13 protein-coding genes are annotated in these 20,373 nt (G+C 38.9%); 1 reads left to right on the top strand and 12 read right to left on the bottom strand.

All coding sequences use genetic code 11. The features are described 5' to 3' along the window. Positions 1-139 precede the first annotated feature (139 nt). From HZB59_09620 to HZB59_09565, 12 genes are all read right to left on the bottom strand, one after another. Positions 140-1,969: a DUF4153 domain-containing protein gene (locus tag HZB59_09620; protein MBI5021684.1), complete on the bottom strand. Its 1,830-nt coding sequence runs from the start codon at positions 1,967-1,969 to the stop codon at positions 140-142. A gap of 244 nt (positions 1,970-2,213) precedes the next feature. Beyond that, the gene (locus HZB59_09615) at positions 2,214-3,518 is read right to left on the bottom strand and encodes an NAD(P)-binding domain-containing protein (protein ID MBI5021683.1); all 1,305 of its coding nucleotides are present in this window, start codon (positions 3,516-3,518) and stop codon (positions 2,214-2,216) included. Continuing rightward, a complete protein-coding gene (locus HZB59_09610) occupies positions 3,518-5,122 on the bottom strand; it encodes a hypothetical protein (protein MBI5021682.1) in 1,605 nt (534 codons plus the stop codon). Before HZB59_09610 ends, HZB59_09615 begins: the two co-directional genes overlap by 1 nt. Continuing rightward, on the bottom strand, positions 5,119-6,789 hold the full coding sequence (locus tag HZB59_09605) for a hypothetical protein (protein MBI5021681.1): 1,671 nt from the start codon (positions 6,787-6,789) through the stop codon (positions 5,119-5,121). The genes HZB59_09610 and HZB59_09605 overlap by 4 nt, the downstream gene beginning before the upstream one ends. Then, complete coding sequence (locus HZB59_09600; protein ID MBI5021680.1) at positions 6,786-8,447, bottom strand: cytochrome C; 1,662 nt, start codon at positions 8,445-8,447, stop codon at positions 6,786-6,788. The genes HZB59_09605 and HZB59_09600 overlap by 4 nt, the downstream gene beginning before the upstream one ends. Positions 8,448-8,455: 8 nt before the next feature. Beyond that, on the bottom strand, positions 8,456-9,325 hold the full coding sequence (locus HZB59_09595) for a hypothetical protein (protein ID MBI5021679.1): 870 nt from the start codon (positions 9,323-9,325) through the stop codon (positions 8,456-8,458). Positions 9,326-9,670: 345 nt separating this feature from the next. Then, the gene (pdxB, locus tag HZB59_09590) at positions 9,671-10,804 is read right to left on the bottom strand and encodes a 4-phosphoerythronate dehydrogenase PdxB (GenBank protein ID MBI5021678.1); all 1,134 of its coding nucleotides are present in this window, start codon (positions 10,802-10,804) and stop codon (positions 9,671-9,673) included. 170 nt (positions 10,805-10,974) lie between these two features. Beyond that, entirely contained in the window at positions 10,975-11,766 is a 792-nt protein-coding gene (locus tag HZB59_09585) for a hypothetical protein (protein MBI5021677.1), read from the bottom strand. 280 nt (positions 11,767-12,046) lie between these two features. Next, positions 12,047-13,510, bottom strand: a complete 1,464-nt coding sequence (locus tag HZB59_09580; GenBank protein MBI5021676.1) for an ABC transporter permease — start codon at positions 13,508-13,510, stop codon at positions 12,047-12,049. A gap of 2 nt (positions 13,511-13,512) precedes the next feature. Beyond that, complete coding sequence (locus HZB59_09575; GenBank protein ID MBI5021675.1) at positions 13,513-14,229, bottom strand: ABC transporter ATP-binding protein; 717 nt, start codon at positions 14,227-14,229, stop codon at positions 13,513-13,515. 68 nt (positions 14,230-14,297) lie between these two features. Further along, entirely contained in the window at positions 14,298-16,535 is a 2,238-nt protein-coding gene (locus HZB59_09570; GenBank protein ID MBI5021674.1) for a carbohydrate binding family 9 domain-containing protein, read from the bottom strand. A gap of 297 nt (positions 16,536-16,832) precedes the next feature. Next, positions 16,833-19,016 carry a carbohydrate binding family 9 domain-containing protein gene (locus HZB59_09565; protein MBI5021673.1) on the bottom strand — a complete coding sequence of 728 codons (2,184 nt, stop codon included), beginning with the start codon at positions 19,014-19,016 and terminating at the stop codon, positions 16,833-16,835. 187 nt (positions 19,017-19,203) lie between these two features. Between HZB59_09565 and HZB59_09560 the strand changes: the two genes are divergently transcribed. Next, a complete protein-coding gene (locus HZB59_09560) occupies positions 19,204-20,361 on the top strand; it encodes a DUF362 domain-containing protein (GenBank protein ID MBI5021672.1) in 1,158 nt (385 codons plus the stop codon). Positions 20,362-20,373 lie beyond the last annotated feature (12 nt).

The following is a 20,373-nucleotide window of genomic DNA, read 5'->3' as shown; positions in this document are numbered from 1 at the left end:
GTTCGCTGATCACCCAAAAGCTCTATGTTACCATCCTTAACTGACCAGCCCCAAATTGAACATGCAAATATGGTTTGTTTTACCTTGTCCCCTTCAGCTTAAACATGGTTGATTAATTACTAATTAAATAATTAAATTCCTACTGAACACTATTATCCGTTGGCTGCGAGAATAGAATCACAATTCCATACGTCGTAAATTTTAGAACACCATCCTGCCTGCGGGCATTAATATGCTGCAAGTATAGTTTTACTTTCATCCGATCGTTCATGAGAACAATTGACATCTTGTCAGGTGGTACGTTTGCCGTATTCGAATTCTTGTAATCTATCAATAACTTTTCTGTAAACTGCTTCATATCAACCTGTATGGAATCCACTGGTTTTCCATCTTTCATTGAGAGTAACGTGAGTGTATCAAGTCCCTCGTTGACTCCATAGCCGAATCCTCCGCCGGGGATCTCTTTTATCTTCGGACTGGAGGTGAAAACCTGCCCTCTCCAGAGTCGATGATACCCTTCGACCTTTATCGCCTGTTCGGTGTCCATCCTCAGATTGATTTCATTGGTGGCGGTACCTTCCCAGATTTTCACATATTCAATCCCCATCATTTTGGTAACAAGTGAAGGAGCTTTGCGTGCAGATCTCTTGCTTGTGGAGTCATCTCTAAGACTTTCTTTGAACCATGGTTGAATACGATCATAACCGTGAATGTCGTGAAGATAATCAATGATTGAACAGATTTCTTTTGTCTGCTCGAATGGAACTGATTTATCTGCCGGGCGGACAGTTCCGTCAACAAGTATGGAAGAGTTCGTCAGCAATTCTTTTAGCCGCGCAACCTGACTTGATTCAGAAACATCGAATGCACCCCATGATCCAAAACAAATTAACATCGATAATATTCCAAGTGAACCCGGAATAACTTTAATACTTTTTCCTCTGCTAAAAATGAAGTAGAGTACGATCAATGCAAGCCAAACTCCCGTCGCAACACCAATATATCTTCCTTCCGTCATACCATATTCAGAAACTCTGCGCGAGACTGCGAAAAGTAGCATGATGACCAACGGGACCATAACGATATAAAACCAACGCAAAGCAGATTTGACCCAGACATTTTCTACATGATCGCGAATCGGATAGAATAACAAATGCATGAGCATGCCGACAGTCGAGAATCCAAGAATTAATCTGCTGACCCATCCTTGCGGCCAGTTCCATGCGATTAGAATTTTCCCCATGTATGTGTACAGTATGATGAGGTAAACAATTACCAATGGTAACAAAATGTATTGAGCAAATATCTTAATCTCCTTTGGATATTCGCTTGAATTTTCAAGGTCATCAAGCTGTTCAGGTATACCACCAAGAAAAAACCATGTTGTGAAAATTCCATTGATGAGTATCCAGAGTTCGGCATATCGTTTTCCGGGGATATCTATTCCGAACAAATGATCAAGTGCCGCAAGCGCGACTGCAAGTCCGGCGTTGAGTGCCATCGCGAAGATAATTGCAGTAATTGAACGCAGTAAGAGCGTCTTATTGTAATTCCAGAATCCGATTGCCTCTCCCGTTCCTAAATACGGAACAACCGCGACAAAGAGATGGAGACCGATTGCCATCATGAGAAGTCGTATTAAATGAATGTTGGGGGCATCCGCAAGATCAGAAGGAACCGACCATGCATATGCCGTGAGTGCAAGCAGACCGATGATCTGAGCAACAACAGACATCGACGATTTCCATTTTCTTTTTTCCGCTGTCAGAGCAATTGTTATCAGGAGTGGAATCCCGAGAATCGCCCCAAAAAGAATGTTGAAAAGGATTGTCGCTTGCGCTGGACCCTCATGGTCTACAAGAATCAACGCTACAATAGTACCGACTCCGGCATTGATCAGAACTAAAGGAAAACGACGAAACGTACGAGTGGAATTATTGACGACTTGTTGAATTGATGGAAGTTTCATGCGAACCTCAAATTTGTGGCGATGACTATTTTTATTCTTTGGTGGAGTAGTAAGAGTTTATACTGACCAAAATCCATATTATCTACTCATTGGAATAATAGTTAATTCCTCGTTCAGATAAAATTGGTTATTCTAATAAGAAAGGCGTTTTAGTATTCCAAAACATTCTTAAAACCTTATCTTGCCAGACTTAATGATCTCATTGAGAAATTCCGTATCGATAAAACATAGAAAAACGAATGTATCATTTCTCCATTTCATCTGTTCTGAGTTTAACACCCACCTGTTTTAAAAATTCCGACGGCAATTCTCCGCCCGCAAAAACAAACACAAAATCGTTCTTAATTTCTTTTTGTCCGGTATTAACTTGTTCTAACAAAATACTCTCTGCCTGTATCTCGATAACCTGCGACTGAAATATTACATTAATTTTTTTTTCTTTTTCCATTTCCCGAATGTTTTTTTCATTGCGCTCTTTCAATCTGAAAAATTCTTCTTTCCGGTAACTGATCGTGACTTTATTACCAGTTTGACGTGCGAGCCCTACCGCGGCTTCGATGGCGCTATCACCTCCACCCACAACCAGGATATGTTTGTTTGTAAAAGATTCTGCTTCAAATAACCGGTAAAACACTTTTGGCAAATTTTCTCCCGGTACGTTCAATTTACGGGGGGTTCCGCGCCTTCCGATTGCGAGAACAACTTTTGAGACGTTAAATTTCCCGGTAACGGTTGAAATTTGGAAACGGTTCCCGTCTTTACGGATCGAAATAACTTTATCACCTGTGCGAACATCAAGCTCAAACCTTTGAACGAGATCCTGAAAAAGGTCGAGTAATTCTTCTTTACTTATTTCGGAAACATCTAATTTTCCATATAGAGGCAGATCGATAGGCGATGTCAATACGATTTTTTTTCGTGGGTAGTGAAGAATCGAACCACCAAGGTCATCCTGCTCGAAGATGATAGAGCGAAACTTATGGTGCTTGGCTCTGAGCGCGGCTGCAACTCCTGCAGGTCCGGCACCGACTATGGCAATATCAGTGTCATCTTCATTATTGGATTGAAAATTTGAAGTTATGTGGTCTATTGCTTTTATTCCGTGCGAGAAGGCATTCCTGATAAGACCTATACCGCCAAGCTCACCAATAATGTAAAGACCTTCTATGTTTGATTGGTAATTTTCATCATAGAACGGAATTTCCATGCCTCTCTTGGGCTTTCCAAAGCCCATAGTAATACCGGCAACCGGACAGGCATCCACGCACAGAGCATGACCTATGCATCTGGCGCCATTAATAATCGTAGGTTTACCGTTGACCATGCCAAGTACATTTTCGGGGCATGCTCTAACGCATCCACCACAACCTATGCAAAACATCATATCTATCTGGGGATGAAGTGTTGCTGGCGCGGTTATGCCGGCATTGACATTTTTTTCATACACCTGCCTGTTCACCTTTTTCTTTTTCCCGGCGATAAGCCAGTACGGCACGGCTATAATAAGGATAAGAAATATAAATATGAGAAAAGAGATTACAGTTTCCATCAGAACTTCTTGCGGATTTCGGCGAGAAATGTATAACCTTTAGATTGATAACCGACAAAATGTTCCACACTTCCCCACAACGTTACAGAATTGAAAATACTTGTGAAAATGTCTAATGAATATGATCTGTACATAAATAAGTCACTCGTTCGTAAAATCGTATTCTGATTCATATGATATCGTAGCGATGCATCAAACAAATTGAAAATATTTTTCTGCACGCTCAATCCATAAATTTTCGACTTGGAATATTCTGCCGAGTTCAATGACAAAGAAAACTGCGATATGAAACCGGAATTAAAAGCATTTGAAAAAGTAATTGAAGAATAATTTAAATATTCTTTACCAAGTTGACCGGAGACCAGGCGTGGTGAGTAATTATTATAAATTGATATGCCATGCGGTAACCAAATATTAATATTAAGATTTGGTGTAGTACGAATTTTTAAATCAAGCAGAGAATCCGGGATTGTTCGGATCGAAGTGAATGAATAGGACGGTCTCCACATAACTAAACCTGCACCGATGGCAACCGTGGATGGAAAACGGTAATCTACATTCGCATTGAAAATAGAGGGTTTCGGTGATAAAATATATTCCGTCTCAGATTTCATTCGCAAATCAATATCGCACAGCGTGCTAATACTCAGTCGTTCAAAAGGAAAGATTCTGAATGACCCGCTTAAAGATTCACGATTAAGAAGTGAACCGTAATAAGTTCGAGCATAAGAAATATTTAAAAACGGTTGCAACATGCTGTTTGAGGAATAGGATCCAAATACAGCCGCTTTTTTAATATTTGATGAAAATGTTCGCTGTGTATAGCCGGGTTCAAATCCCGCAGCTAAACCGAATGTCAAATCACCAAAAGTTCTGAGAGCCAATAAACCGTCAATATATCCGATTCCCGGTGAGTGCGGGGGTGCAATTCGTCCTATGGATATGATATTGGTCCCATCGTTGAATGATAATGAAAATCTATAAATTCTCGATTGATCGATACCTTCGGAAGAAAAAGGATTTAGAGTATACCGCGATAAATGCCTAAGGTTCGCGTAGATATCAAAACAGATCGGAACATCAGTCAATTTGCCGTTAAGATTGATGATTCCACCAGATTGAGAATATTTAAAATTAGTCCCTGAAGAAGTAGTCCCTTGATATTGAAGTCCTACTGAACCATGGATTTGTAACCAACTTGGAGATCGCAATTCGACGCTATCAATACCGTTAGATTCAGCTTGAATAATTACAGGTGTGGAACCAGCTTTAGTTTCCTTAAGACGATCGATTGATAAACTTTTTGTTTCACTTATGGACGGGATAAATATCAATGCATCTCCAACTCTTAAATCTCTTTTCTTATTAAGAATAGTGCAGACCGATGTTTTTGAACTCGTGGCAAAAACTTTCAGAACTGCGATAGTATCCTTTCCTGATAGAACGGTAATTAGTGTCGAATCCCTAACACCTGCATCTCTTCCCAGTGATGTATAAACAGTCCCTGATGAAATATATATAATACGGCCTTTGACCATTGAATTCTGCGCGTACATGGTCAAGGCAAAAATAAAAGAGAAAAAGATGGAAACAAAACTTTTCATTGTGCATTCCGATGACATCTGTAACACTCGGAACTCAAGTAAACATAATTACCGACATCTGTATGTTTTGCATTCATTTCTGTTTGATTGTGCTCATGACAATTAATGCATGAAAATTGTTTGTAATCGGACTGAGTGGTGTGACAATCTGTGCAGAGCGACCATTTCCCCTGATGCGTTCCTGAATTTATTCTGAAATATTGCTGATCATGATTAAAAGTCGATGGCGACCATGCTGATGTTGAGTGACATGGTGCACAATCATGCGGGAAATTAGCAACTGCATGGTTAGGATCTGTTGGCCGAACGTAATCATCCTGATGACAAGCATAACAGTCAGTATATGCAAGTTGATAATTTCCGCCTGTGTGGCATGATTGACAAGATGTAGATGTATGCCTACCAGTTAACTGGAATTTTGTAACCGAATGATCGAATGTTGCCGGACTCCATGAATCGGTAGAGTGACATTTTGAACAATCTGTTCCAAAGTTTCCTGTAAGATGATTCGGATTACTCGAATTCTGATAATCGTTCTGGTGACAAGAGTAGCAACCGCTGTAAACAAGTTGGTAATTACTGTTTACATGGCACGATTGGCATGTAATTGTTTTGTGTTTACCTGTCAAATCGAATTTTGTCGTAGAATGATCGAACGTTGCCGGTTGCCATGAAGTTGTAGAATGACATTGAGAACAATCGGTGCTAAACCCTCCGGTAATATGGTTCGGATTGTTCGCATTCTGATAATTGGTCTGATGGCATGAATAACAACCGCTATAGACCAGCAGGTAATTACCGTTGATGTGACATGATTGACAAGAAATGGTTGTATGTTTACCGGTTAGATTAAATTTTGTAGAAGCATGATTAAACGTTGACGGACTCCAAGCATTGGTTGAATGACAAATCTGGCATGCATGGCTCACTCCCGCAGAAACATGATCAAATGAAACAGCGGTTGTGAAATCTGTTAAGTGGCAATTGTAACACTCACTTGAAATATTTCTGAATTGATTATTCTTATGGCATTGCGTACAAATTACCGCACGATGTGCACCGGTTAAAGGAAAGGAAGTCAGCGAATGATCGAAACTTCCACCCCAACTTGAAGCTGTAAAATTATGACAATTCCGGCAGTCAACCGAGAATAATTCTTTTGCATGACTTGGATTGATTGTCATTTTATAATCACGCTCATGACAACCTATACAAGTGATCGGTGTTCCCGCAAAACGATATACTGATGCACGCTCATGACACGCACCGCAATCCAACAAAGCATGCTTACCGAGTAATGGAAATCTAGTTCCCTGGTGCTTCTGTTTCATATCCGTGATTATCCATGAATTCATATCGTGGCAACGTTTACACTCTTTACCCAATTCGGTTCTGTGAACATCGGTATGACAGGCGGTACATTCGGAATTTTGGCGTATGAAATTCAGATCTTTGTGGCAAGATTTACATTGAACATTTTTGTGGTATCCTACGAGAGAAAAACCTGTAGAATTATGATTAAATTTTGTACTATCACCCATCTTCCAGGAGTCAGTTGAATGACATTCTCCGCAAGATCGATTTAGTTTTCCGTGAGGAGATTGCGACTTTTGTGCGTGGAGGTTTGTCACGCTAACTAATATGGCGAATATAATAAATCGTATCATTGGATGATCCCTTTTTGATGACATGATTCGCAGGAAGTTTCCAAAGGTTTAAAACGAATAAATTGCACTTTCCCGTCTTTCACAGTTTTATGACATGATGAGCATGTTACACTTAAATGCTTACCAGTGAGTTTAAATTTACTTTGTGTTTCGTGATTGAAGATCGGCAATTTCCAACCTTCAGCCGTATGGCATTTGAAGCAGTCTGTTTTACCGGAGTCAATAAACTGCCCTGCATGCGCATCAGCATGGCACGATTCACAACCTGATGGTATTTTTTGAAAAACAACTTTACCCGATAAAATATCGCCGGATTTATGGCACTTCGCACATCCAATGTTTTTATGACGACCTGTGAGCGGAAATGCGGTGGTTGAATGATCAAAAGACGCATCTCTCCATCCTGTTGTGATATGACAATTTCCACAACTTTTTTCTTTCATCATCGAAGTGAAGGCGCCTGCATGAATATCCTTATGGCACGATTCACACAAAATAGTTGTAAAACGAAATACGGGAAACTCAGATTCTTTTTTACGATGGCAACCATTACATGGTACAGCAGCATGCGCTCCGGTCAGCGGAAAATGTGTAGCGTTGTGTTTTTCCTGCGGGTAAGTGCTCAGCTTGAATCCGTGAAGAGAATGGCATACCGAGCAATCATTTTTATAAGCGCTTAGAAATACTCCATCATGCTTATCGATATGGCAATCTGTACAATTATTATAATCTCGTTTAAAGCGTGATTTAAAATCCTGTTTATCATTCACAGGGTGGCATTTCTCACATCTTACTTCTTTATGCATACCCGTAAGTTTATAACGGGTGAAGTCATGATTGAACTGATTATTCGATGCATCCGCCCATCCCACCGGCGCATGACAGCTCGAACATATTTTCTCGTTCAACAATGAGTTGTGCGGAGATTGATGGCACGATTTGCAATCAGCAAAATCATTTTTTATCAAAGTGATTTTACCATCGTTGCTTTTCTCGTTCATTGATGGATGACATTTATCGCATTTCACTTGTTGATGTTTACCAATAAGTGGAAACTTTGTACGAGTATGATCGAAGCGGTTTACATTTTTCCATCCCGCCGAAGTATGACACGAAGAACACTCCTTACCAAACTTGTCTTTATGAGGATCGGAATGGCAAGAATAACAAGTCTGAGTTAAACCGAGATAAGTTTTACGATTACTTTTTTCCAGAATTTTCATTAAGGCCGTATCTTTGCGGTATGCCGAAGAATGGCACTTAGAGCAACCGAGCGATGAATGTTTCCCCGATAAAGTAAATCCGGTTTTGACGTGATCAAATTTGCTCTCTTCGAAGAGGACTGTTTTTGATTCGCGGCCTAAATGTTCTTTATGACATTCTACACAAGATCCAACTGCAGTTATGCCATGATAACCGTGTTTTTTCTTCCTGAGAAGTTGAATTTCCAAATGGCAGGATATACATTTCGCCCCACTGATTTCGGTTCCCACTTCATGGCAGTTTGTGCAATTCTCTGAACCCTCCAGTTGCCGGTGAGAATTTGATAGATCACCAGGTGAAAATTGGGCAAATAAATTGGATGTAATGAATCCAAAAAAAATTAACCGATAGAAAAACAAGTACCAGGTTATCTTTGAGAAAAATGTTTTAATCATTTGAAAAATTAAAATATCCATCTATACCCGAGTAGAATTACAACAACAACATGAACGATGAGCGTAACAAACATAATAATTGTAAACGGTAAATGAATAAGGTGCCAATTATGAAAGAACCTCTCGACCTGTCCCAGCAAAAACTTTTTTTGCGTTAACGCTGCCCTCTCTAAGGCGGCTTGTTTGAGAGGCAGAGCGGCTTCGGGGGCGATTTTATTCCATGATAAGATTTCGTTAATTTTACCTCGCACTTGAATCTTCGATTTTTCAAGCCGGATTATCGTTGCTATTGTTTGCCAGAAAGTTCGGGGGGGTTGAAATCCAGAAAATGATTTGTCAATCGTTTGACTCAAAAATATTCCAACAGGGTATCCTTGCAAAACTTCAGCGATCCTCTTCATCTCCGATTCAATTTCTCCCATTGTCAGTTGAGTGCCATTGAGATTGCGCGGGATAAGAACATATAAAAATCGACCGATTATTCCGCTGATTGCTACCGAAAGCATAGTCCAGAGAGTGATCGCAGCAATACCGCCCGACTTGAATGTAGTATGATAGATGATAAATATCGGACCAAGTAAACAAAGAATTATATGAATATGTAACCAATTTGATAACAAACCAAGTGAACGATACTTGCGGATTCTTTTACGAACTGAATATGAAACCACGCCGATAATTATCATTAGCGAACCCGCAATTCCAAGTGCATGACTGAAAATCCCTGAAGGTTTCATGCTCTGATAATCCGGCCGGAATGCCCTTAACGCAACCGGGGTATCATAATAATTCCAGCCATTAAACGTCAAGACAATGATCGCAAAACAACTTATGGCGAGAAGAATAATTGGGAAATAATTTCCTATCAATCGTTTCATCGGTGGTTCATGCTATCAGGATTGGATGAATTAGTGATGACATTTTTTCCATAGTTGAGTTTATACCCCTTAAAATATAAATTTTTATTGATTTCACAAACAACTTTGTGATAAAATTCTCTAAGGCGTTGAAATTGATAATTTTGAATGGTATCCGAAGGGAGATAAGAGTAAATCACAGCTATTTAGCGCTAATAATAAATAATCATCAAATTTATTCAACATTATTACGAAAATTAAAGGGAAGTTAAAAGATAGTGAGACTTTCCACATTTCATCACACCTAAATCATAAAATGTTGTTGGATTCCTGAGATCCATTGAAACTAAGTCAGCTTGAACCTCCTCAAATATTCACTAGCAGATTGAATCCTATTTTTCTGATAATATTTTCGATTTTTGTATTTACGCTTGATACATTAACTTTATAAGCGCTGAATTCGCGTCTTACAGGGTATTCTCCTCTTTGCTTTTCGAACGTACCTGGCGATGCCCGCAATTTACTATCATCCTCAAGAATATTATATGTGCTTCGTATAAGTTTACCGAGTATCTCCTGAATATTAAATTCCTCGCAATCCACATCTATGATTGTAACCGGCGGTGCTGGAATGTTTTCCGGATACCAATTTTTTAGATTAAAACCGAAATGACTGCAAAAAGAATTTACGCTCATGGCAGTGCCGTTGGCTTTTCCTTCTGACGAATATCCCGCGATATGAGGTGTTCCGATGTCGACCATTTCTAAAAGTTCGGAATCGATTTCAGGCTCATTCTCCCACACGTCTAAAATACAACCTTTGATTTTCTGTTTTCGGAGGACTTGCTTTAAAGATTCGGTTTTAACAACTTCGCCTCTTGACGTGTTAATGATAAATTGATTTTCATTTAGCTTCGATAAAAATTCATCACCCACAAGGTGATATGTCTTATCCCGACCTTCATAATTCAGAGGTACATGAAATGTTATTATATCGGATTCAGAGACGATTCTATCCAACGATACAAAAGTTTCAAAATTTTCTACACGTTCTCGCGGAGGATCATTTAATAACACCTTCATCCCCAATGCTTCACACAACGAAGCTACTTTTTTACCAACATTCCCAACCCCGACAATACCAATCGTTAAATCATCCATCGAAAGTTTATATTTTTCAACCAAATAAATTAACGCTGCGGCAAAATATTGTTGCACTGAAGAAGAGTTACATCCCGCGGCATTTGTCCACGATATATTTTTTGAACTGCAATACTCTGTATCGATATGATCGAACCCGATAGTGGCAGTCGCGATGAATTTAACCTTTGTTCCGTCCAATAATTTCGCGTTACATTTTGTCCGGGTTCTGATGATGAGAGCGTCGGCGTCCATAACATCTTTTCTGGAAATATGACTTCCATCCAGATAAACCACTTCGGCATATTTCTCAAGCACGCCTTTGATAAACGGAATTTTATCGTCTATAACAACCTTCATATCAATATGGAGAAACTCCGATCATGAGAATTCGATTTATTAATTGATCCGTTCCAACATTATTTTCTTATTTGAATAATAGTCAAAACCTTCCTCAGATTCAACAAATAAAAACACCCGCATGTTATGCGGGTGATCTGTAGAATAGGGATATTTTATTTCGCTAACTTTTACTGTGCGAACTTCCACCAATCGTAATATTGATTTTCTAATTGACTGCGCGATGGCATTGGATAAAAAATCAATTCGGAACCGCCGGCGAACCAAAAACCATGACGGATCAGAGAATAAGATGCTACCGATAATGTTGTATTCAGATTCAAGGTTTTTGTTTTTTTATCCAGATTCTTTTTTAATTCCGTTATATATTCGAATAAGCGTGTCGGATTATTTTCCGGTATTGGTGAATACATCATCTCTCGATTTTTATTCATTTCCAGAAATTCATCGACATGAAATTCATACTGGGTGAAGCATATTTTGGGCGCGCCTTTCGATTTTGTTTCAGTAGTAATATATTTTCCAAATGCCCTTTGGTCCAATGTTGATGCCACCAGATTTGAGAGAGGTGTTATTTCCTGATATATTCGAACTAACCCCGGCTCATTGACCGCGGTGTATGGTTCTGATTTTATTTCAAGTGTTTTACCATTTGCTGTAACAAGATATAAATTTTTAAGCGCCTTAAGATCAATATGTTCCAGTACTCCGTATGAAGATATGAATTTGGTCTTTTTTGGAGTACCGTTGGGGTGTGGTACTGTTTCAGTCAAATAATGATCGATCTCGAAAAACGGATTTCGAAAATTAATGTCAATCTCGGCAAATATTACTTTCCCTCGGAAATGTTTTGTACTGCCGATTGTATAATGTTGTGCGAACTCAACCGGTTTCAACTGAGAAGCGACGAGTGCGTTTACCGGAAAGACTATCATGTATAGATGTTTTTCGTATTTTTCCATTTAATACTTTTCCTTTAATATATTTTGATTAATTCGAACTTTTAATAAATTGCACGCAGAGAATTTAAGTATTGATCTCCTGCTAAAAAAATCCATAATGTCCTGATTTTGATCGCCAATGCAAATTTTCTGTAAAATTGTAAGTTATTGTAACCAATCGGTTTTCAATAGTAAGAACAATATTTTAACAGAATTGGTTACCGTTAGAAGTAAAAACTCTTCCCAATAAAATATGCAGAAATTATGAAATTGCAAAATCAATAGATTGTGACCGATTATCTCAATCGTTCCTAAGCGCTTCGACGGGATCGACCCGTGAAGCGCGGGCAGCCGGATAAAATCCTGCAAGAATACTAACTCCAACCCCAACTGCCAAAGATATAAGAATTAGCCAGTAAGGAAGTGCGAATAATTCCATATCGGGGATCCCCTGATCACGCATGTAAGATTGTGCAATCATAGAAATTATTCTCGTGATAGTCCAACCCATTAGTATTCCCAATGTTGTTCCGATCATTCCAATCATCCCTGATTCGAAAAGAAAAAGGATGCCGATATCACGCTCATAAGCCCCCAACGATTTTAATATTCCTATTTCACGTTTACGTTCTATTATCGACATGACCATCGTGTTCATAATCCCGAGTGAAGCAGTAACAAGAGCTATCAAACCGATAATACCGAGTCCGATATCAAAATAGAAAAAGAATTTTTGAATTTCTTTGAATTGTTCCGCAAAACTGAAAGTTTTATAACCCAGTTTCTCGAGTGTATCTTTAATACCTTGATAAGGTATGTGTAAATCCAGATTGAGGGTAACTTGCGAGTAAGAGGAATTGTTGATATTGTCCGGTTCTGTCAAAAATGTTCCGCTGCTCAACGAGTTAAACATTTCCAATGGATTTTGGCTGAAACCGCTGGAACGAAATCTTTCTGCTGTTGCAATCGGAATAATCACGGGTTCAATCTTCATCCGGCCTCCATGGACAACATCCCGAACTCCGCATACAGTAAGTGTGTCGGTCAGTTTTTCTTGCGCGTTCATAAAACCATTTATAAAACGTCTAATCAAACTATTTGTCTCGGTGCGAATTACTTTCGCACGGTACTCGCGGTTCAACAAAGAATCAAAATGAATTTTCTTGATACGATCAAGCAGCGATTCACCGTTGTCCATTATGATATGCGCGAGCCCACTATCAACCTGAGATACATACACATACGCAACCACTTTTTTCCCGATGATTGAATCTGGCACAGTTATACCCAATTGCTTCACCATCTCGGATGAAATGATAATTTGTTTTGAACTATCCGACTCAAATGCAGTCCCAACATTGATCCTAGAATATAATTTTGTCCGGATGGCTTCGAAAGATATTGATTGTGCCCGGGATGCAATAATTGAATCGCCGTATTTGACTTGAATTGAAAACGCATCATACGGATATACGAGATTAACTCCGGGAATTTTTGCGAACCTACTGAGAGCATGTTTATCGAGCTTAGGATATTCAACAGTGTCGACACTCTTTGATTTATCTTTGGGATAGACAAACATCGTTGTGAATAATCCCAGATCGTTATATTGCCGCTCTATATTTTGCTGATTGCCGGCGCCAAACGATAACATGGAAACGAATGCAGCAATTGCAATCATAACTCCGGCTACGGTTAAAGAAGCTCGTAATTTCATCCTCCACATATTGCCGATTGAGATACGAAGCATATCGGGAACAGTCATCGTTACAATCCTCCTCCATCACTCATTCCACCATCCTCCGCTATTTTACCATACTTCATTTTAATAATTCTATTTGAATTCTTTTTCGCCAACTCAACATTGTGCGTAACAAGAATAATCGTATAATTTTCTTTATTTAGATTATTGATTAAGAAAGCAATTTGTTGAGCGTTTTCGTAATCTAAATTACCGGTCGGTTCATCTGCAAATAATATTTCCGGTTTTTTTACAATTGCACGGGCTAAAGCAACCCGTTGTTGTTCACCACCCGACATATCTGCGGGCTTGTGTGTTAAGCGGTCCTGCAAACCCAACTGCTCCAAAATTGTTTGCGATTGTCTGCGTCGCTCTTTTGCAGATATCCCATTAAAGTAAAGAGCCATTTCTACATTTTGCAGAGCGGTGAACTGCGGTATTAAATTGAATGATTGAAATACCATGCCTATTTTTTTAGCACGATACAGCGCAAGCTCACGCTTCGACATAAGTTGGAGAGCTGTTCCTTGAAATTCAACAGCACCTGATGTTGGAGAATCTAAACCAGATAATAAGTTCAGCAAAGTAGTTTTGCCTGAGCCCGAAGAACCGACAATGCTAATATATTCACCGCGCTCCACAAACAGAGATACATCATCCAGAGCGCGTACTTCACCTGATCCACGACGATAATATCGCGATAGATTTCGTGCCATCAGCCAGTCGGTTGATTTTATTTCCATGCAATTTGATTATTGGAAATTAATAGATAAAAATCAACTATGGTATTTGATGAACGATATCGCCGCCGTTAGATCGTGAGCAAATACTGCAGTTTCATAAAATATTGCTGACTTGTATTGACGGGTCTTACTTCTCCTTCGTACCTCATGTAATCGCTTGTTGCCCCCGCATAAAAAGTTGTAAAGGCATTCAACTTGTAGCTGAATAGCGGATAGAACTGAAAACTTTTTCCGAAATCATCATACTGAAAGATTGCACGGACAAACAACTCGGGAGAAAATTGATAAGTGCCGACACCACGATAGATAAAACCATCATAATATTTCTCACCCGTCTCCCAACTTGAGAGTGCAGACCAATCGTATGAGAATGAAACGTTTAATTGCGAGGTCGGTTTTAATGTTATGGATGCTCCAATATTTTGCCCCTTGCCCATAGTCGGGCTGCTTGTGCGATAAATGAATTTACCAAAATTTCCATACGCCGATAATGAAATTTCATTTAACGGACGTGTATTTATATTGAAGAAAAACCTGTTAATTCTTTTAAACCAAACATTGCGGAAATTTTCATCGTTAACAAGCAGATATTGAAGGTATAAATTTGTTTGACCTTTCAGTGTCATAGAAATAAATGGCTGGATGACTTGTTCTTTTTTCACACCATAGAAGTCAGAACGGATATTTGAGTTAAATCCAAACGTCCCACGATCAATAAACAAACTCTCCGGATATAATGTGTACTCATGACTCATATAATATGCCCGGTATCCATTCTGATCGAAAAGACCATTATAAGTTTGATATGTCGGTGAAAAATGGTTAGAAACAAAATTAAAATTGTAAGATCTTTCATTATGCGATAGTACAAGATGAATGCCGTTGCCCGAATATTTTTCGCCGTTGAAAGCGGCATTGTAAGAAGTTTTTCCGAATTTCCGTTTAGAATTCAACAACGTTGAATCGTTTAATTCCTTAGTTTGAGACAGAAATCCCTCACCGCTGAAATACCAGTTACTCCAGAATTTGTAATTCCAATCTAATCCTGCAATGTAATTATGTCCCTCCGAGAGATTTCTTGTCATAACCATACTCCCAATATAAGATTCATCACCTAAATCATATCGTAACCTTCCAATATTAACATACGATCCTAATGTTGATGCCACGGTATTACTTCTTTCTTCTCCGGGAATTACAAATACCGTGTTTCGATCATATGCACCCATATACATATAAGATAACGATCCGGCTTTCCCGATCAATCTTGCGGCACCTTTCGGATCGTTTATGGATCTTGAGTAATACATAGGTGTTTGAAGCAGTTCTCGCCCGATTAAAAAATAAGGACGTTTTTCTTCATATTGAAGTGCGAATGTTGTGTTAACGCTTATCTGCGCCGCGTCCGATTCTATTTGGCTGAAATCAGGATTGATAACAGCATCGATTGAAAAATCGGGACTCGGTGAATATTTTATTCCTCCGCCTATCCTCCCGACCATCGGTGCATATTTGAAACCCGAAGATGGATCTTCAAAATCAATTAAACCTCCACCCATTTGTCCCATCGCGTATGGAAGTAATTCTATTGAGTTACCTGATTTAATATTTTTCAATCCTTTTAAATGTCCTGCTTGCGTCATTATACCCGGTATGTTCCTATCCATTTTAACCCATGATATCCGCGTTCTGCTGCCTCTCGGCACCGTTCGGAGAATGTTGATCCTCCAATTTTGTTCATCAGCATCCGGGAAGCTTAAGCTTGAAAAAGGGATAGCCAGTTCGGCTGTCCATCCGGTTTCATTTTTAGACGCGGCTGAATGCCATATCCAATCTATGCTTGCATCTTCGCCGTTAATTGTTGCCAGCAGATCACCCTGTATCCCGTAAGGGTTCACACATAATTCATATGATCTTTGAAAATCTCCATAAGTATCGATCGCAACAAAAACCCAATCATCCTGATACATTCTATCTCTATCGGAAATATTTGCCCGGATTTGTTCGGGATTCGAATCCAAACATTTGAAACCGAAATAAAGATAATTCTCATCATACATTGCCTTAACTAAAGTCTTTTGAGGCGCCGGAGTGTTATCACCAGGGGTAACTTCATAATTCAATTCAACCTCATCAGCTGTAAGCCATAAAGGATTGTCCATTTTGCCGGTTATCTTGATAGGTTCCGCAATCTTGGTAATATTAAAGATAGGTTTTTCGTCAATTTCTGACGGCTTACAAAATAATGTAACTGGGGTTAATGCTAATGCTGTTAGTAAAACTAAGATGGAATATTTTATATTCACATAATTCTCCGATTGAAATTCTTACGACACAATTATCTTTCGCCAATGGTCTTGTGCGATATTTGTTATACCATATATACGAGAGAAATCACTAAAAGGTTTACATATTCGGATATTATTAATCCTCCACCATAGAACCTCAACAGGTTTAAGCTTTCTTACTTCAAAAAATCCCTCACTATTTTGAAATACTCATCCGGTTTCTCCTGATGAATATAAAAGCCACAGTTTTTTACGATCCGCAATGTTGAATTTTTGATTATCCACGTCAAATTAAACACCATAATATAAAATATATTACAATCTCCAGAGATAAGACATTTTGAAAAACAATCCACGTGCCGATTCCAGAAAACGATTGCTTGAGTCATACATATCAGTATCTTCATTCCAATTTATTTTTTCGTACATCGAACCATATCCGAGGTAAGCAACTGTTCCGGGGATATAAGTGAAAGAGGCGAGGAAATCGGTAATTAATATTTTTTTATACTCGTTGTATTCCGCAATTCCACGGAAGAAGAGATATTTATTTAACTGATATGTGAGCTTACCCCTGTAAAGAGGATACCTGTAAAGTTTTTCTCCGGATGTGCTGTGAAAATCCGAAAAAATAAAATTTGCTTCTGCCGAAAGTTGATCAAACGGCTGATATAAAGCCGCAACAGTAATACGGTTAGTTACTCCCTGAAATGGATTCTTTAACGGATCCCTTTCATAATAAATTGAATTTATATGCCGATAAAGAATTGACGCGTTGAATTCCTTTGAGAATTGTCCGCCAAAAAGAAAATGAAATCCGCCCGTTTTAAATTTTTCCCCTCTGAAAATTTCAGTTGAGTAGGAATATTTTGCTTTTGCAGTTAAACTTCCGAGAAAATACGGTTGGATTGAAACATGGTTGAATGTTTCCCAGAGATTACTGTATTTATCTTTAGTCTGACCTGTGAAAACTTCGAATGTTATGAACTGAAAAAAATCAGATTTAGGATAGTACCGGGGGCGAATAAGACCGGTGAAACTGAATATTCCCGTCCTATTTATATATCCCATATCGGCGGCAAAATCTTTTGAAATTTCTTTCACTGAAACGCCGAATCCTAGATCGCGTGTAGATTTCGAGTAATTTATACCTAACGCATGACCGTTTATTTTATCTCCTGCCCCAGTGTATTTCGAAAACGACCCGAGGAAATGAGATTCCAGCATACTTTCATCTCCGAGTCTGTACATTTCATCCAACCCGATTACGCGGTTGTAAGAATCTTTCTTTTCCACGCTCGCTGCTAGTCCACCGATATAACTGTCATCAGATAAAGCAGATTTCACACGTACTATTGGAACATGGGAATATTTTCCTTCGATGTTGAATTCATCCGGTAATTCGTCTGCTGCATATATCGACGATATAGTATTATTCTTATTTATTTTTCCGGTAAGTTTTATTCCGGCTATCGGGTTTACTATCGTTCTTGTATGGACAAGTGAAACAACCGGGTCCAATTCAGACGCTTGTGTTGCCGCTATCCGGAAATTTTCATAACCCTCAAGAAAGAACGGGCGTTTCTCCGCATAGAAAAGATCGTACCGCAAATTTACATCAACCTGACCTGCGTCTGATTCTATTTGACTAAAATCCGGATTCAATGTTCCATCAAGCACCAAATCGGAAGTTATACCATATTTCATCGTCAAACTTAAATCGGGTTTGCTTTCATCTTTTACCAACCGGTTTTTTTCTAATGTTGATTTGTATGAATAAGTAACTGCAGGTAAAAGTTCAAGCAATGTATAATGTTTAATTCCGGAATACTCCAGTGGGACCATCTGGGTCAAAATTGACATCCCTTTAGCGGGATCGAGTTCGGGAAAACTGCTGTGTTCAGAAAATCGACTGATATATCTTTCGAACATCACGCTCATGATCACGGGTTCCTTATCGGAATACCGCAAGCTTTTAAGCGGAATTTGTACTTCAACGATATAACCGGAGTCTATCAGTTTTCCAGCACTATACCATACAAGATCTCCATTGAAATCTTCATTCCCGGCAGAAAATTTACTGTCAGCTTGAATACCATTAGGATTGATGTAGAATGCAGTCAGCGCTTGTTGATCGTTGAACGAATCAAGATTAATGCAAACCCAATCATCCTGAATAATATTGTCTCTGCTGTTAATCGATGTTTTTATTTTATCGGGTTCAGTATCGAAACAACGGTAAGCAAAGTAAAGATTTTCGGAATCATAAGCCGCATAGCCGATTGTTATTTGAGAACCATCTTTTCCAAAATCGGGAAGGAACGTTTTAAAATCGGTTACGCGCGTTACATTTTTCCATATCGGATCATCCAAAATACCATCGATGACAGGCGACAAATTTGTGCGAACGGGTTTAAGCGGTTCTGCCGCATCAAGAGTTAAAATCGACAAACATATCAGACAGGTAAGGGAAAAAATAGTTTTTAATCCATTATTCATGCAATTCTCTCTAAAATTGAATGTTTTTGTTACACGAATGTACGATAAGATATTGAAAAAGTTTTAATGTTTGATTATTTCAGAATGAAAATGAATATCGCATGTTACTATGTTTGATTTCATCATATATTTAATTATTTTCCCTGAACCGAATTTTTCTTTATCTCTATTATATAAGGAACTTCATATGTCCTCACGCCGGCACTTTTTCCGAATACTGACCGCTACAGGTCTTGGCACAATTTTTCTTCAGCCCGAATGGTCGAAATTATTCTCTCAAGATAAGAAACCCGAAAAACCTGCAACCAACATTAAAGATGCATCTAAATATCCAAGAACGGTTGATTCTATGCCCGGAAAATTTCCGGGGAAAGTGGTTCAGGTTTACCATGATAAGTGCATCGTGAAAAATAAAATAGATCAGAATATTTCAGGCAAGATGGTGAAAGCCGGGATGCTTAATCTTACAGGCAATAAAGATATTTCAGAAGCGTGGCGGATGTTTGTTACTCCAAAAGATATTATCGGACTAAAGGTAAATCCGGTTGCAGGCGTAACATTATCTACGAGCATCGAAATAGTTCAGGCGATCATTCAACAATTGGAAGCGGCAGGAATCCCGAGGAAGAATCTCGTTATCTGGGATCGGCGCGAATTTGAGATGCAAGAGGTTGGATTTACAGAAAAAGTTTTCCCCGGAATCAAAATCATCGGAACTGAACGAAAAGACGATAAAGGATCGTTCGTTGACAGTGAAGGAAAACTTTACGGCGAACAGATGATAGATAAAAACTGGTTTTACTGGGCAGACGTTGAAGAAAAATACGACGCTGAGACCATACCATACATGATTAACGAAGGAAAGCATTCTTACTTTTCAAAAATTGTTACACAGCAGGTAGATAAAATAATCAACATACCTATACTGAAGAATGCCGGATCATCAATAACACTCTGCTTAAAAAATTTAGCATACGGTTCAGTTTCAAACACTGGAAGGCTGCATAAACAATTGTGGTCAGAAACCTCGGCAGAAGTCTGCGCCTTCTCGCCTTTGCGCGATAAAGTGGTTTTAAATATTGTGGATGGTATAAAAGGATGTTTCAATGGCGGACCCGGCGCCACACCAGAATTTTTCACAGAGTATAAAACTGTGTTGGTCGGGACTGATCCGGTAGCCGTTGACCGTGTAGGATATGAAATAATCCTCAGCAAGCGGATCGCGGAAAAAATTCAGAAAGAAGAATCGCCGAAAGGCAGAATATTCCTTCAGTTAGCCGAAGATTTAAAATTAGGCGTTGCTGATATCAATAAAATTGATTTAAAGAAAATAGAATTATCCTGATCAATTCAGACG

This window comes from Ignavibacteriales bacterium, assembly GCA_016214905.1.
Lineage (GTDB): Bacteria > Bacteroidota > Ignavibacteria > UBA10030 > SZUA-254 > PNNN01.
The sequence above is the reverse complement of the archived record's forward strand: the minus strand, read 5'-3'. Positions and strand labels throughout refer to the sequence as shown.

What these genes read in the sequence shown, in the direction of transcription:
- HZB59_09620 (MBI5021684.1), bottom strand. Translation starts at nt 1,969, where the DNA reads ATGAAACTTCCATCAATTCAACAAGTCGTCAATAATTCCACTCGTACG.
- HZB59_09615 (MBI5021683.1), bottom strand. Translation starts at nt 3,518, where the DNA reads ATGGAAACTGTAATCTCTTTTCTCATATTTATATTTCTTATCCTTATT.
- HZB59_09610 (MBI5021682.1), bottom strand. Translation starts at nt 5,122, where the DNA reads ATGAAAAGTTTTGTTTCCATCTTTTTCTCTTTTATTTTTGCCTTGACC.
- HZB59_09605 (MBI5021681.1), bottom strand. Translation starts at nt 6,789, where the DNA reads ATGATACGATTTATTATATTCGCCATATTAGTTAGCGTGACAAACCTC.
- HZB59_09600 (MBI5021680.1), bottom strand. Translation starts at nt 8,447, where the DNA reads ATGATTAAAACATTTTTCTCAAAGATAACCTGGTACTTGTTTTTCTAT.
- HZB59_09595 (MBI5021679.1), bottom strand. Translation starts at nt 9,325, where the DNA reads ATGAAACGATTGATAGGAAATTATTTCCCAATTATTCTTCTCGCCATA.
- pdxB (MBI5021678.1), bottom strand. Translation starts at nt 10,804, where the DNA reads ATGAAGGTTGTTATAGACGATAAAATTCCGTTTATCAAAGGCGTGCTT.
- HZB59_09585 (MBI5021677.1), bottom strand. Translation starts at nt 11,766, where the DNA reads ATGGAAAAATACGAAAAACATCTATACATGATAGTCTTTCCGGTAAAC.
- HZB59_09580 (MBI5021676.1), bottom strand. Translation starts at nt 13,510, where the DNA reads ATGACTGTTCCCGATATGCTTCGTATCTCAATCGGCAATATGTGGAGG.
- HZB59_09575 (MBI5021675.1), bottom strand. Translation starts at nt 14,229, where the DNA reads ATGGAAATAAAATCAACCGACTGGCTGATGGCACGAAATCTATCGCGA.
- HZB59_09565 (MBI5021673.1), bottom strand. Translation starts at nt 19,016, where the DNA reads ATGAATAATGGATTAAAAACTATTTTTTCCCTTACCTGTCTGATATGT.
- HZB59_09560 (MBI5021672.1), top strand. Translation starts at nt 19,204, where the DNA reads ATGTCCTCACGCCGGCACTTTTTCCGAATACTGACCGCTACAGGTCTT.